This is a genomic window from Photobacterium aphoticum (assembly GCF_001029435.1).
In the GTDB taxonomy this organism is placed as follows: domain Bacteria; phylum Pseudomonadota; class Gammaproteobacteria; order Enterobacterales; family Vibrionaceae; genus Photobacterium; species Photobacterium aphoticum.
Genome location: NZ_LDOV01000020.1, coordinates 117,532 through 131,471, shown reverse-complemented (window position 1 = coordinate 131,471; position 13,940 = coordinate 117,532). Strand labels below are relative to the sequence as shown.

At 51.2% G+C, this 13,940-nt stretch carries 13 protein-coding genes; 7 read left to right on the top strand and 6 right to left on the bottom strand.

What is annotated here, in order from left to right; genetic code table 11:
- Positions 1–1,284, top strand: coding sequence for a threonine synthase (thrC, locus tag ABT58_RS11220; RefSeq protein ID WP_047874492.1), 1,284 nt, complete (start codon positions 1–3; stop codon positions 1,282–1,284).
- 80 nt (positions 1,285–1,364) lie between these two features.
- On the opposite strand, the gene ABT58_RS11215 is transcribed toward thrC, so the two are convergent.
- Positions 1,365–2,567: a dicarboxylate/amino acid:cation symporter gene (locus ABT58_RS11215; protein WP_047874491.1), complete on the bottom strand. Its 1,203-nt coding sequence runs from the start codon at positions 2,565–2,567 to the stop codon at positions 1,365–1,367.
- Positions 2,568–2,801: 234 nt separating this feature from the next.
- On the bottom strand, positions 2,802–3,179 hold the full coding sequence (gene grcA / locus ABT58_RS11210; RefSeq protein WP_047874490.1) for an autonomous glycyl radical cofactor GrcA: 378 nt from the start codon (positions 3,177–3,179) through the stop codon (positions 2,802–2,804).
- A 360-nt stretch (positions 3,180–3,539) separates the two neighbouring features.
- Here grcA and nfo point away from each other — a divergent pair, with 360 nt between their 5' ends.
- From nfo to ABT58_RS11195, 3 genes are all read left to right on the top strand, one after another.
- Positions 3,540–4,385 carry a deoxyribonuclease IV gene (gene nfo / locus ABT58_RS11205; protein WP_047874489.1) on the top strand — a complete coding sequence of 282 codons (846 nt, stop codon included), beginning with the start codon at positions 3,540–3,542 and terminating at the stop codon, positions 4,383–4,385.
- 68 nt (positions 4,386–4,453) lie between these two features.
- Positions 4,454–5,134, top strand: a complete 681-nt coding sequence (ung, locus tag ABT58_RS11200) for a uracil-DNA glycosylase (RefSeq protein WP_047874488.1) — start codon at positions 4,454–4,456, stop codon at positions 5,132–5,134.
- A 126-nt stretch (positions 5,135–5,260) separates the two neighbouring features.
- Positions 5,261–5,797, top strand: a complete 537-nt coding sequence (locus ABT58_RS11195; RefSeq protein WP_047874487.1) for a hemerythrin domain-containing protein — start codon at positions 5,261–5,263, stop codon at positions 5,795–5,797.
- Positions 5,798–5,885: 88 nt separating this feature from the next.
- Here the strand turns inward: ABT58_RS11195 and ABT58_RS11190 are convergent, their stop codons facing one another.
- Positions 5,886–6,068 (bottom strand): DUF3545 family protein, encoded by a 183-nt coding sequence (locus tag ABT58_RS11190; protein ID WP_047874486.1) that lies wholly within the window; start codon positions 6,066–6,068, stop codon positions 5,886–5,888.
- Between the two features lie 582 nt (positions 6,069–6,650).
- On the opposite strand from ABT58_RS11190, the gene ABT58_RS11185 reads away from it, so the two are divergent.
- Together ABT58_RS11185 and yaaA are read left to right on the top strand one after the other, a co-directional pair.
- Positions 6,651–8,087 carry an alanine/glycine:cation symporter family protein gene (locus ABT58_RS11185; protein ID WP_047874485.1) on the top strand — a complete coding sequence of 479 codons (1,437 nt, stop codon included), beginning with the start codon at positions 6,651–6,653 and terminating at the stop codon, positions 8,085–8,087.
- A gap of 133 nt (positions 8,088–8,220) precedes the next feature.
- On the top strand, positions 8,221–8,997 hold the full coding sequence (gene yaaA, locus ABT58_RS11180) for a peroxide stress protein YaaA (RefSeq protein WP_047874484.1): 777 nt from the start codon (positions 8,221–8,223) through the stop codon (positions 8,995–8,997).
- A gap of 109 nt (positions 8,998–9,106) precedes the next feature.
- On the opposite strand, the gene srmB is transcribed toward yaaA, so the two are convergent.
- Entirely contained in the window at positions 9,107–10,327 is a 1,221-nt protein-coding gene (srmB, locus tag ABT58_RS11175) for an ATP-dependent RNA helicase SrmB (protein ID WP_047874483.1), read from the bottom strand.
- A 181-nt stretch (positions 10,328–10,508) separates the two neighbouring features.
- A complete protein-coding gene (locus ABT58_RS11170) occupies positions 10,509–11,240 on the bottom strand; it encodes a tRNA1(Val) (adenine(37)-N6)-methyltransferase (protein ID WP_047874482.1) in 732 nt (243 codons plus the stop codon).
- A 571-nt stretch (positions 11,241–11,811) separates the two neighbouring features.
- On the opposite strand from ABT58_RS11170, the gene brnQ reads away from it, so the two are divergent.
- Complete coding sequence (brnQ, locus tag ABT58_RS11165; protein WP_082211072.1) at positions 11,812–13,128, top strand: branched-chain amino acid transport system II carrier protein; 1,317 nt, start codon at positions 11,812–11,814, stop codon at positions 13,126–13,128.
- Positions 13,129–13,226: 98 nt separating this feature from the next.
- Here the strand turns inward: brnQ and fldB are convergent, their stop codons facing one another.
- The gene (gene fldB / locus ABT58_RS11160) at positions 13,227–13,745 is read right to left on the bottom strand and encodes a flavodoxin FldB (protein WP_047874481.1); all 519 of its coding nucleotides are present in this window, start codon (positions 13,743–13,745) and stop codon (positions 13,227–13,229) included.
- Positions 13,746–13,940 lie beyond the last annotated feature (195 nt).

The window sequence follows — 13,940 nt, the reverse complement described above, 5'->3', positions numbered from 1 at the left end:
ATGAATTTATACAACCTAAAAGATCACCAAGAGCAGGTTTCGTTTGGGCAGGCTGTCCGTCAGGGATTAGGCCGCCAACAAGGGCTGTTTTTCCCAGAAACCCTGCCCGTTTTTGATGACGTTGATGCGTTGTTAGAACTGGATTTTGTTGCGCGCAGCAGCAAGATTTTATCGGCATTCATTGGTGAAGAGTTGGCGGCGGAAACCGTGGCCCAGATGGTCGATACCGCGTTCCAGTTCCCGGCACCGGTTGTGCCAGTGAAAGACGGCGTGTATGCCCTGGAATTGTTCCACGGCCCGACACTGGCGTTCAAAGACTTCGGTGGCCGTTTCATGGCGCAATCACTGGCAGCGGTCTCTGAGAAAGACGGCAAAATCACCATTTTGACCGCGACCTCTGGCGATACCGGTGCGGCAGTGGCGCATGCGTTCTATGGCATGGATAACATCAAGGTGGTGATCCTGTACCCGAAAGGCAAGATCAGCCCGCTGCAGGAAAAGATGTTCTGTACGCTGGGCGGCAACATTACTACCGTGGCGATTAACGGCACGTTTGATGATTGTCAGGCCTTAGTGAAGAACGCCTTTGATGATGTCGCGCTGCGTGAAGAGATTGGCCTGAACTCGGCTAACTCCATCAACATCAGCCGTTTGATGGCGCAGATCTGCTACTACTTTGAAGCAGTCGCACAATTGCCAAAAGCAGCCCGTGAGCAGTTAGTGATTGCGGTGCCTAGCGGTAACTTCGGTAACCTGACGGCGGGCCTACTTGCTAAAGCGATTGGTTTGCCGGTGAAACGCTTCATTGCGGCCACCAACGTCAATGATACCGTGCCACGCTACCTGCAAACCGGTGAGTGGGCACCAACACCGACCGTCCCGACCATCTCCAATGCGATGGATGTGAGCCAGCCGAATAACTGGCCACGTATCGAGGAGCTGTGTCAGCGTCAAGGCTGGGGATTAGATACGCTGGGTTACGGCGCGGTGACTGATGCGCAAACTGCCGAGACCTTGCGTGATATGAATGCGGCGGGTTACTTGTGTGAACCGCACGGTGCGATTGCTTATCGCGTGCTGAATGCGCAGTTGGCCGAAGGCGAGACCGGGGTGTTCCTGTGTACCGCGCATCCTGCCAAGTTCAAAGAAGTGGTGGATGAGATCTTAGAGAAAGACATTCCGCTGCCAGCGCCGTTAGCGAAGCACAACGCGATGGCATTACTGTCGCTGGAGCGTGACAACGACTTTGCACAACTGAAGCAAGTCTTGCGTGATGCCCAGTAATTCTCCGCATCGATAAAAAGAAGGGGGAGCCGTGTTGGCTCCCCCTTTTTGTTTGTCTTTTTTTGCGCTGACAGCGGCGATTATGCCGTTTGCTTCTCAGTATCGTCGATCGTGATATCGTCCAGATCGTCGTTCTGCACTTCATCACCCGCGTACTTATCAACCCACATCGCCAACGCACCGTCACCGGTGATGTTACACGCAGTACCAAAGCCGTCTTGGGCCAGGTGCAGGGCAATCTGCAGACCGATCATCGCTTCGGTAAAGCCCATCATGGAACCCAACAGGCCCACTGCAGCCATTACCGCGCCGCCCGGCGCACCCGGTGCCGCGACCATGGTCACGCCCAGCATGGCAATAAACGGCAGTGCATCAATGAAGTTCGGCACGGTAGCGTTGCCAGACACCAGCAAGACCGCCACACACACGGTGGTGATACTGATCGCCGAGCCCGACATGTGGATGTTGGCACACAGTGGCACCACAAAGTTCGCGATAGGCTTGCGCACACCGTTATCCAGTGTCTGACGCAGGGTTACCGGCAAGCTGGCAGCGGATGACATAGTGCCCAGTGCCGTCACATACGCCGGCATCATGGTTTTTAGCAGGCCCAGTGGCGAGCGGCCGACTAACGCGCCGGTGCTGATAAATTGCAGGCTTAGCCATAGCCAGTGCAGGATCACAATCAGAACCAACACCAGGGTGAAGGTTTGCAAGGTCGCAAACACCGTCCCTTTTACCGTCATGTCGGCGAACACGCCAGAGATGTAGAACGGCAGAGAAGGTACGATGATTTTCGCCAGAAACAATTCAATGATGTTACGGCCTTCATCGCTGATTTTGCGCAGGTGCACACTGTTAGTGGCACTGATGCCAAGGCCAAACACAAAAGCCACGGTCAGGGCGCTCATCACGTCCATGATCGGTGGAATTTTCAAATCAACCAGCGGCGGTAGCACGCGTGCCACGTTGCTGATCTCTCCGCCGTCATGCAGCAGAGGTGGCAAAACATGGCTGGCCACCAGATATGCCATCGCACCGGCACCCATGGTCGACAGGTAGCTCAGGCCGACAGTACGGCCCAGTAGCTTGCCGGAGTTTTTCGGCAGGTTAGCGATCCCGCTGGTGACAAAGAACAGGATCAATAACGGAATGGTGAAGCCAATCAGCTGGCTGATCAACGCCTTCATGGTTATGAGGATCTGCACCAGCACATCGGGAGCAAAGAGGCCAAAGACAATACCGGCCAGAATGCCTGCAATGAGTTTTAAAATCAGTTTCATCACCAAGTCCTATTGATAGGTTTGATTAGTCAGTAACAAAGCGAGCGGTGTTTTATCATTTCTTGGCGAGGTATGCCAAAAAAGGCGTGATATATGGGCTACAGCGCTTAAAAAAGAGGAGTGTTTGGTGGTTTAATGTGCAGAAAGGATGGTTTATGGCAGGTACGGTGGGAGAATGTGGCGCATAAAAAAACGGCATCCAAGATGCCGTTTTTATGCTAACAGGCGGTAAAATTACAGGCTGTTAGTGAAAGTACGAGCGATAACGTCGCGCTGCTGTTCAACAGTTAGAGAGTTGAAACGTACTGCGTAGCCAGATACACGAATAGTTAGCTGTGGGTATTTTTCTGGGTGCTTAGCAGCATCTTCCAACGTTTCACGCTTAAGAACGTTCACGTTTAGGTGCTGGCCACCTTCGATTTTAGCAGGTGCTTCAATCGCTACTTCACGGCTTTCGTATTCACCAAGTTCTGCAACAGGGATAACTTGGTCAGCTTCAAAACCAGCAGAAGCCGCAACACAACGTGCTTCGTTAGTTTCGCTATCTAGAAGCCAGATAGAGTTAAGTAGGTTGTCGTTAGCTGCTTTAGTAATTTGAATACCGGTGATCATGACTTTCTCCTCCAGAGGATGTCGTTAATTTTTTCGATTTTATTGTCGAGCTTCGTATTATATATCCCGTTGGTGCGAATTGTGTATTGATTTAGATCAAATTACAACAAAAAACCTTAAAAAGTTTAGGGCTGTTTTATTGAGCTATATCAATTAAACCCCATTTTTATTAGAAGGATCCGAATATTTTATCAATTAAAAAATAGTTGAATGGATCAAATGTAGTAAAATTACATCAAAATAGAGTATAAAAAACCAACAAAAGGCGGCGTCATCAGCCTTGAAGCCCATTATTTTGTAGGGACAGACGTTGGTAAATAACGATCAAAAAAACCGAATTGCATAGGAAAAAAAGTCACCATGAAACTCATTGGAGCACACGTTTCTGCCGCTGGTGGAGTCCATAAGTCACCAGAGAACGCGCGACAGATTGGGGCGAATGCGTTTGCCCTGTTTACGAAAAATCAGCGCCAATGGGTGGCGAAACCCCTTGAGCAAGATGTCATTAGGAAGTTTAAAGCGTCCTGTCAGTTGTTCGGCTTTGGCCCTGAGGCGATTTTGCCGCACGATTCGTACCTGATTAACCTTGGCGCACCGGAAACCGACAAACTGGAAAAATCTCGCGCGGCATTCATTGATGAGATGGAACGTTGTCAGCAATTAGGATTGACCTTGCTGAACTTCCACCCGGGCAGTCACCTGAAAAAGATCAGTGAAGCGGACTGTTTGTCGTTGATCGCCGAATCGATCAACCTGGCGCACGCCGCTGTGCCGGATGTCGTGGCGGTGATTGAAAATACCGCTGGTCAGGGCAGTAACTTAGGATGGCGTTTTGAACACCTGGCCAGCATCATTGAGCAGGTGGAAGACAAATCACGCGTCGGGATCTGTATTGATACCTGCCACACCTTTGCCGCAGGTTACGACTTGCGTACGGAAACGGCCACGGACAAGACGTTTGCTGAATTTGATCAAGTGGTCGGGATGCAATATTTGCGTGCGATGCACCTGAATGACTCTAAAGGCAAACTGGGCAGCCATTTGGACCGTCATCACAGCTTGGGGCACGGGGAAATTGGTCTGGATTGTTTCCGTTACCTGATGCAAGACACGCGTTTTGATAATATGCCGCTGGTTTTGGAAACCATTGATCCGGAATTGTGGCAGCAGGAAATCGCGCTGCTGCGCAGTTTCATTCCGGCATAAGAAATGGGCGGCGTGAGCGATAACGCCGCCATGACAGATATTGCCCCCTAACTGAAGAGGAACACACCATGAGCCATGCCGTGACATGGGAAGAGATTGTGCAGGCCGAGCGTGCACAACCGTATTTTCAGCACATTGATACCTTTGTTGCCAATGAACGGGCGGCCGGCAAGGCGATTTACCCGCCGCAAGCGGATGTGTTCAGTGCCTTGGACTGCACACCGCTCGATCAGGTGAAGGTGGTGATTTTGGGGCAGGACCCGTATCACGGCCCGGATCAGGCACACGGCTTGAGTTTCTCGGTGCGCCCGGGGGTGAAAGTGCCGCCGTCGCTGGCAAACATGTACAAAGAGCTGGTCAATGATATTCCCGGTTTCACCGTGCCGAATCATGGCTATTTGCAGTCGTGGGCAGAGCAGGGCGTGTTGCTGCTTAATACCGTGCTGACGGTTGAGCAGGGCAAAGCGCACTCACACGCCAAAATTGGTTGGGAAACGTTTACCGATCGTCTGATTGCGGCGGTGAATGCCCATTGTGAAGGTGTGGTGTTTTTACTGTGGGGCGCGCATGCGCAGAAAAAGGGCAAGCATATCGACACGTCACGCCATCATGTACTGCATGCTGCTCATCCCTCGCCATTGTCGGCGTACAGAGGCTTCTTTGGTTGTGGTCATTTCTCGCAGACAAATCAGTTGCTGGCGCAGCGCAATCAACCAGAAATTAACTGGATGTTAGACAATATCGCTTAATGTAATGTCGATTGTGCGCGTTGTGTACAAATTGTTGCTTTGATAATCAAGATCAAGGCGTGATATTCAATGCGCGCATATACTCTCAATGATAAGGATAGCAATAATCACTGGGAGGTAAGGGCAATGATATTGGATGACATCCACACCGAGCACGGCTACATCGTCCGTTTGCTGCGGTTGTTACAGCAAAAACTCGCGGCCATTGAGCAAGGTAAAGAAGTGGATTACACCTTGATCAAAGACACGGTGGAGTATTTGCAAGTACATGCTGAGCGTTGTCACCATCCGAAAGAAGATGTGCTTTACCACTACTACCAAGCACATTACGCGGACGAAGGCGGCGATTTGGAAAGTCTTGAGCATGAGCATGAAGAGCTGGCACAACTGACTCAGGCATTTGCCGATACCGTAGAGATGATATTAATGGATGCGGTGATCCCGCTGGATATCTTTGCGGATAAACTCAATGATTTTGTGGAACGGCAACGGGCGCATTTAGAGTTTGAGGAGCGCCATATCATTCCAAGGATCCGCCAGCAATTTACCGAGCAAGACTGGCTGGAAGTGGCCGATCAGTACGAAGAGTGCGAAGGCGATCCGCTGTTTGGTCAGCAAGTGGCTGCCCGCTACAAGAATCTGGCCGCCCGACTGAATCAGTAAACGGGAGCAATAAGCGGTTGACGGTGTTGCGAAAAGCCAAACAGAAAGAGTCGGTGATCCCGACTCTTTTCATTTGCGGTTGAAGCAGTTAAAAATCGATATCGCTGTCTGTTAAGTCATTGAAAATATCAATATCAGCCAACTCGCGACGCAGGCGTTGTCTGTCTTTTAAGGCTTCAATCTCGCGCCATTTACGCTTCACAGGTTTGCTGCGAGAGCCTCGGCTTGGCGTGTCAGTTGCGAGAAAATCATCGAATGCATAGCTGTCCATAGAGCACCTCATCATTAATCATCGCTCGGTACTTTAAATACCACACTCCTGCCTACCATAAAATTGATGTGTTTCGCATTTGTTGCTTATTGATGAAAAATTTATGTGTATTGGTGACTTGGATGAATAATGCTGAGCAAAAAATGCGCACCCGTGTTGGGAAAAGGTCGCTTACAAATCATCTATCACGCTGTATTTATAGACACCTAACGGCCGTCAAGAGGGTGATTGGTGATTTATTCTCAAGTGGGATATTGATTTTTGCAGGCTAAGTTTGCATGATCGTCTGCCATCTACAACTATGACCAGCCTGTTTAGGCGTAATCCATGCGCATTACGCGAACTCAGTGACACTTCGATAACATCATAGTTGTACCCAGTGGCGGGCCGTTCTGCGCTTCGCATCTCTCTGCCGCTGTCATTTACCACATAATAAAACTAAGGTTGTATTACTTGCTGATTGAGCCTGTCACTCCCTATTGATGACATGTTCGGCGGTGGCATTGCAGCTTTTCCCTGTTTGTTTGTCGTTGGTTGAATCCACCAGGCATTCAGCTTTTGATTGATTCTAGAGGGGTAGACGTGTCAAGCCAGATTAATTTTTTGAACGATCTGTTGTGGGGATCGGTACTGATCTATGTATTGATCGGTGTCGGCGTATTCTTTACCTGTCGTTTGGGCTTCATCCAGTTTCGCCATTTTAGCCACATGTTTAGCGTGATGAAAAACAGCCGCAAATCTGACAGTGCCGGGATCTCCTCTTTTCAGGCGTTATGTACCAGTCTTGCCGCGCGCGTCGGTACCGGCAACATGGCCGGTGTGGCGGTGGCGCTGACACTCGGTGGCCCCGGTGCGATTTTCTGGATGTGGCTCATTGCCATGCTGGGTATGGCGACGGCCTTTGCGGAAAGTGCGCTGGCGCAGCTGTACAAAACCCGTGATGACGAAGGTAACTACCGAGGTGGTCCGGCGTATTACATGGAAAAAGGTTTGGGCATGCGCTGGATGGGCGTGGTGTTCTCCATCTTCCTGATCATCGCCTTTGGTTTGGTGTTTAACTCGGTACAGGCCAACTCCATCACCCAAGCCATGAACGTGGCCTTTGGCTGGAACCCGATGTATGTCGGTATCGCACTGGTACTGATGACCGGTACCATCATCTTTGGTGGATTGCGTGCTGTGGCGCGTACTGCAGAAATTCTGGTGCCAGCGATGGCGCTGTGTTACCTGCTGTTGGCGTTTTTTATTGTGTTCACCAATCTGGAAAAACTGCCGGATGTACTGAGCATGATTTTCCGTAGCGCGTTTGGTTTGGAAGAAGCGGCATCCGGTGCCTTGGGTTACACCATTGCACAGGGCATGATCAACGGCCTGAAGCGCGGTTTGTTCTCAAACGAAGCCGGTATGGGTTCTGCACCCAATGCCGCCGCGTCTGCCACGCCGTATCCGCCGCACCCGGCGTCACAGGGCTATGTACAGATGCTGGGCGTGTTCATGGACACCATCGTGATCTGTTCGGCGACCGTGGCGATCATTCTGATGTCGGGCGAGTACGTGCCGCACAGTGAAATTACCGGTATCGAACTGACGCAGCGCGCACTGAGCGCCCAAGTTGGCGGTTGGGGGGAAGTGTTCATCGCTATTGCGATTTTCTTCTTTGCCTTTACCTCCTTGGTGGCGAACTACTCGTACGCCGAAACCAACTTGCTGTTCTTGGAGCACAACCACAAAGCGGGTCTGAACATTTTCCGCCTGATCGTATTGGGTATGGTGATGTTTGGTGCGCTGGCTGATTTGCCAACCGTATGGGCGATGGCTGATGTGTCGATGGGCATGATGGCGCTGATCAACCTGGTGGCGATTGTGTTGCTGTCTGGCACGGTGGTGAAGCTGGCGAAAGACTATAACCATCAGCTGAAGCAGGGCAAAGTGCCGACCTTTGACAGTCAGGACTACCCAGAGCTGCACGCGCAGCTGGAAGAAGGTATTTGGGACCGTTCTCAGCAGGACAAAGCCTGATCCCCACGCCGTCAGGCACCGACCTGCATTGGTTTGACTGATGGGAACAATAGACAAAACCACGCGATTATCGCGTGGTTTTTTTTTACAATGCTGTTACCCTTTTGCTGACGTATCTTAGAAGGAAGACTTTATGTTGATCGTGGTTTCACCCGCTAAAACTTTGGATTATGAATCGCCATTGGCGACATCCACCTATACCCAGCCAGAGTTGACCGAACACTCGGCGGCCCTGATTGAGGTGTGCCGCGAGTTGACACCGGTCGATATTGCCAGCCTGATGAAGGTCAGCGATAAAATTGCCGGCCTGAATGCGGCCCGTTTTGCCGAATGGCAGCCGACCTTTACGACGGACAATGCCCGTCAGGCGATTCTGGCGTTCAAAGGGGACGTGTACACCGGTCTGGCAGCGGAAACTCTGACCGAGGCGGATTTTGCCTATGCCCAGCAGCACCTGCGTATGTTGTCTGGTTTGTATGGCCTGCTGCGTCCGCTGGATTTGATGCAGCCGTACCGTTTAGAGATGGGGACCAAGCTGACTAACCCGCGCGGCACCAACTTGTACCAGTTCTGGGGCGATATCATTACTGACAAGCTGAATGTGGCACTGGCAGAGCAGGGCGATGATCTGTTGGTGAACTTGGCCTCGAACGAATATTTCAAAGCGGTGAAGCCAAAGAAACTGGCTGGTAAAGTGATCACGCCGGTGTTCAAAGATGCCAAGAACGGTACGTATAAAGTGATCAGCTTCTACGCCAAGAAGGCACGCGGCATGATGGCGCGCTATATCATCGAGAATAAGATTGATAGCGTGGAAGGCATTCAGGCTTTTGACGTGGCAGGTTACTATTTTGTGCCGGCTGAATCGACGGCGACCGAGTTGGTGTTCAAGCGCGAAGAGCAAGCGTAACAACGCAGGCTCGATTGAGGTCTACATCGCAAAGCGAAAAACAGCAAAGATAAAAAAACGGGCTGGTGATGAACCAGCCCGTTTGTGTTTGTGCGAGAGCGATCAGTGATTACTTTTTCGCTTTTTTCTTCTTCGCAGCCACTTTTTTCTTTGGATCTTTTTTCTTCTTCTTCACCACAGTTGGCTTCTTGTGCGTTGGACGCAGACCTTCGATGAAGCGCTCTGCCACTTCTTCTTTCAGGTAGCGGCCGACACGCTCAATCATTGCCTGATCGTGGGCTTCAACCAGTGCCACAGCTGTACCTTTCTTACCCGCACGGGCAGTACGGCCGATACGGTGCAGGTACACGTCTGCGGTACGTGGCATGTCGAAGTTGATCACATGGCTCACGTCTGGCAGGTCGATACCACGTGCCGCAACGTCAGTGGCCAGCATCACATTTACTTCGCCTTCACGGAAACGGCGAATGGTGTTGTTACGCGATACCTGTGCCATCTCACCCTGGATCCAGCAGCACGGTACGTGCATCGCAGCCAACTGATCACGCAGGGTCGCCAGACGCTCACGGGTCTTCACGAAGATGATGGTGCGTTCTGCTTCGCCTTTCAGGATGTTTTCCAACAGTGCCAGCTTGTGTGTCATGTTGTCACAACGGTGGTAGTACTGGTGGATCTTCTTGCGCTCGCGGCGTGGCGGCTCAGCATTCACTTCAACCGGCTCGTTCAAGATCTTGGTTGAGAAGTCACGTACGCCTTTGCCCTCTAGGGTTGCTGAGAACAACAGGCTCTGACGGCGCCAGCGACATTCTTTATTGATGCGCTCAACCACTTTAGCAAAGCCCATGTCCAGCATGCGGTCTGCTTCATCCAGGATCAGACATTCAATCGCGCGGCAGTCAAAACGCTCAGATTCGATGTATTCCATCAAACGGCCAGGGGTTGCGACTACGATGTCTTGAGTTTTACCCAACAGCTCAGCGTGATCGTCGTAAGAGATACCGCCTGTGATGGTGAAGATGTTCAGTGACGTGTACTTCGCCAGTGCACGTGCCTGATCGGCGACCTGAATCGCCAGTTCACGGGTCGGGGTTAGCACCAATACGCGTGCAGGCCCCGGCTTTTTGCGTGGGAAATCCTGCAGGTGCTGCAGCATAGGCAAAAGAAACGCGGCAGTTTTTCCGGTACCGGTAGGAGCGGATGCAAGCACGTCACGGCCATCAAGAGCCGGTGGGATAGCCTCAGCCTGTACCGCCGTTGGGCGTTCATAGCCGATTTCTTCAATGGCTTGCAGCAGTTCGCTATCTAATTCTAATTCGGAAAAGTCTCTCACCTGTCAATTCTCCTCGGGATAAGACGGATCACCCGTTACGACCGGGTAAAAAGGGTGTTGCCGGTTTCAGGCTATCAATATAAGGGGCGGCATTATAGAGATAATTGCCGCAACTATCACCGATTAAACACCGATTAACGTATAAAAACTTTGCGCCCGCAGCCACGCCACGGGGGCTCGCTTACATCTTAAGATAGAAATCGCGGGTTAGCGCCGTAAAGTCAGCGGAATAGCCCCCGGATTCATGAATGATTAATGGCGTGCGTGTGTCGCTCGCAGTAGCGGCAGTGTCGCGCGCGAGGGCGATCAGCAAACGGCTGACCGGTTTATTGGCCGTGCTTTGTACTTCGCACACCGCAGTACATACCAAATGGTGCGCAGGCGCGGCGGCGATTAGCTGCTCCCCTTCATACTGTGGCAAGATCAGGCTGGCTGTGCCGGTGTCGCTCAGCAGGGTATACAGGCAGGCCAGTAGGGTGGCGTGTGGCAGGCTGTCCGTGTGGCGCGCAGTGGCACGGGCCTGACAGTTGGCTTGCTCGCCGCTGTTAAAGTACGGTGGGTTGCACACAATGCTTTCAAACGAGCCGGCGGTGTGTTGGGCTGTCCAGTCCGCCAAATCGGCTTGTACGGCCTGTAAGCGCGCCGCCCAAGGCGAGGCGCTGAAATTCAAATTGGCTGCCGCGACGGCACCGCTGTCAATGTCGATAGCCGTGATATGACCTGGCGAGGACGCTTGAGCAGTACGTTGTGCTGCCATCAGGGCTAGTATGCCGCTGCCACAACCGATATCCAGTATCGGGGCATGGGGCGTTAAGGTGGCCCACGCACCCAATAACACACCGTCCGTACTGACCGGCATGCCACAGCCGTGATCATTAACGTGGAACTGCTTAAATGTGAACCCTTTTGCCATTGTCTCTCGACCCTTCGACCTATTTTGCCAGTGAATTATACCTAATCCGCTTATTGGCGTAGCGCTTTATCTGTAATAAAGAAGGAAAAACCGCAGATTGCCATTTTACTGCGTGAATATACCAGCTTTGGCACGGTGTCCGTTATCTTTGTTTTATTTTTCAATGTGTTGAGTTCGTGGTGACGTGATGACTGAGCGGGACGGTGTTTTCTTCGGTGCGTATATCAGCATGAAAAAAGGGTGTCAGACTAAAAAATAACCAAGTGCTTTGGAGGTATTTTCTGTTAAATGCATGTTAATAAGAGATTATCGCTGTTTTTTATCTTTTTGATAGTTTTGGTTTTTTGGGTTTTAGTTCTGACTGGGTGTTCGGTTTTAGAGTTAAATGCTGGTTTTTTGAGTGGCAATCCAAAGATCGTGGTGTTTTGCACTGGGTGGTTGCTTATTGAGTGCTTTTTCGTCATTATGCTGTGAACGAGGTCACATTCAGCTTTTCGTTTTTTGTGGTCAAGGGAATGAAAAAATAAAAACAGTTGCAGACACATCAACAATTCAGAGTGGAAGGTGCAGTTTGAAAAAATCACTCAAAGTTACAGACATCCTAGCGTTAGGTTTCATGACCTTCGCATTCTTCCTTGGAGCGGGTAACATCATTTTCCCTCCTCAGGCAGGTCAATTGGCGGGCGACCATCTGCTTTCGGGCATGTTAGGTTTCCTTTCTACCGGTGTAACACTACCTTTGGTTGCGATCATTGCTGTCGCTGTCGCAGGTGGCTGGCAGGGCATGACGCGTGATCTGCCATCAAAAGTGGCGACCTTCCTGGCAGTGATGATTTTCATCGTGATTGGTCCAGCGTTTGCTGCACCACGTGCCGGTTTGGTGGCGTACGAAATGGGGGTAAAACCTTTCATTGATAACGCAGGTCAGCTTAGCTTAACGCTTTTCTCTATCGTCTTTTTTGCTATTGCGATGTTCCTGTCTCGCTCACGCGGTAACCTGGTCGACATGGTCGGTAAATTCCTGACCCCAATCCTGTTCCTAGCCCTGATTGTATTGGCCGTGGCTGTGGTGATGGATCCACAAGACGCGATTGCAGCGGCAAAAGGCGACTACGTGGATATGCCTTTCCTAAAAGGCTTTGTTGAAGGCTACAACACGCTGGATGCGGTAGCGGCGCTACTGTTTGGTATGGTGATCGTTGATGCGGTACGCGGTAAAGGCGTAACGGATGAAGGCGCAACCCGTAAGTACCTGATTTACGCAGGTCTGATTGCCGCTGCCGGTTTGACATTTGTATACGTATCCCTGTTCTACCTGGGCGCAACGAGTGTGAACATTGCAGCGAATGCGACTAACGGTGGTGACATCCTGGCGATTTACGTAGCGGCACTGTTTGGCCCTGCTGGCCAGATGATCCTGTCACTGATTGTATTGCTGGCGTGTTTGACAACGGTCGTTGGTCTTATCAGTGCGTGTGCGGATTACTTCTCAACACTGACGCGTTGGACGTACGAGCAGTGGGCCGTGGCGCTGTCAGTAGCATGCTGTGTGGTAGCAAACGTGGGCTTGAACCAGTTGATCACCCTGTCTCTACCAGCCTTGTTTGCGCTGTACCCGATTGCGATGGCACTGGTTATTCTGACCTTCATCCGTCGCTGGTTGCCAAACCCAACCTTGTCTTACCGTGTGGTACTGTTGGTGGCATTGTCATTCAGTATGATCGATGCAGCAAAAGTGGCGGGCTTTAACGTTCACGCGTTTGAAATCATCCCACTGTTTGACTACGGCATGGCATGGTTGATGCCAACAGCGATTGCCCTTGTGATCACCTGTATCATGGGTGCAAAAACAGCAAAGTCGGTTGAACAAAAAAGCCAAACGGCATAATGATTCAATCAGCGAGTGAAGAATAAAAAAGAGGGATGCCCATGGGCATCCCTCTTTTGTTTTGGCCGAAAGAGCCAAAAGACAGGGGCGGTCAGTGTTTACAATGACTCGCTGTACTCTGTTAAGATCTGCTCACACCAGGTGGTGATGCGATCGTCACTCAGTTCATACTGGCTGTCTTCATCCAGCGCCAGGCCGACAAAGAAACGGCCATCGTCAGTCAGTGCTTTGGACGCCTCGAACTGGTAGCCTTCATTTGGCCAGTAGCCAACAAATTGCGCGCCGGTTGGCAGCAGTTTGTCATGCAATAGGCCCATCGCATCCAGGAACCACTCAGTGTAGCCTTCCTGATCGCCCAAGCCATAAAGCGCCACGGTTTTACCGGCTAGGCTCAGCCCATCCAGTTGTTCCCACACGCTTTCCCAATCTTCTTGCAGCTCGCCAAAATCCCACGTTGAAATGCCAAGGATCAGCATGTCGTAGTGGTTCATGGTGGTGATATCTGCTTCTTTAATATTGTGGATCTCGACCAGATCGCCACCGATGCAGGCACGGATTTTTTCCGCTGCCATTTCGGTATAACAGGTGGTTGAGCCGTAAAATAAGCCAATCTTCATGCTGCGTGTCCAATATGTTACGGAGAATGATGACGAGCATATTACCGATCACCGTCCTATCTTTCATCTTCTTTCCGTGCCGTTGAATGCGGAGCGAGCCGGTATATTCCGCTCGTCAGAGAGAATTATCGCGCGATGTGGGGTTGGGCGGTTACATTTGCCGTCAAATCGACTACCATTGGAATACTGTGTATA

Coding starts and splice junctions, on each gene's coding strand:
- ung (WP_047874488.1), top strand. CDS start 4,454: ATGAGCCATGCCGTGACATGGGAAGAGATTGTGCAGGCCGAGCGTGCA.
- nfo (WP_047874489.1), top strand. CDS start 3,540: ATGAAACTCATTGGAGCACACGTTTCTGCCGCTGGTGGAGTCCATAAG.
- ABT58_RS11215 (WP_047874491.1), bottom strand. CDS start 2,567: ATGAAACTGATTTTAAAACTCATTGCAGGCATTCTGGCCGGTATTGTC.
- yaaA (WP_047874484.1), top strand. CDS start 8,221: ATGTTGATCGTGGTTTCACCCGCTAAAACTTTGGATTATGAATCGCCA.
- grcA (WP_047874490.1), bottom strand. CDS start 3,179: ATGATCACCGGTATTCAAATTACTAAAGCAGCTAACGACAACCTACTT.
- ABT58_RS11195 (WP_047874487.1), top strand. CDS start 5,261: ATGATATTGGATGACATCCACACCGAGCACGGCTACATCGTCCGTTTG.
- thrC (WP_047874492.1), top strand. CDS start 1: ATGAATTTATACAACCTAAAAGATCACCAAGAGCAGGTTTCGTTTGGG.
- fldB (WP_047874481.1), bottom strand. CDS start 13,745: ATGAAGATTGGCTTATTTTACGGCTCAACCACCTGTTATACCGAAATG.
- ABT58_RS11170 (WP_047874482.1), bottom strand. CDS start 11,240: ATGGCAAAAGGGTTCACATTTAAGCAGTTCCACGTTAATGATCACGGC.
- ABT58_RS11190 (WP_047874486.1), bottom strand. CDS start 6,068: ATGGACAGCTATGCATTCGATGATTTTCTCGCAACTGACACGCCAAGC.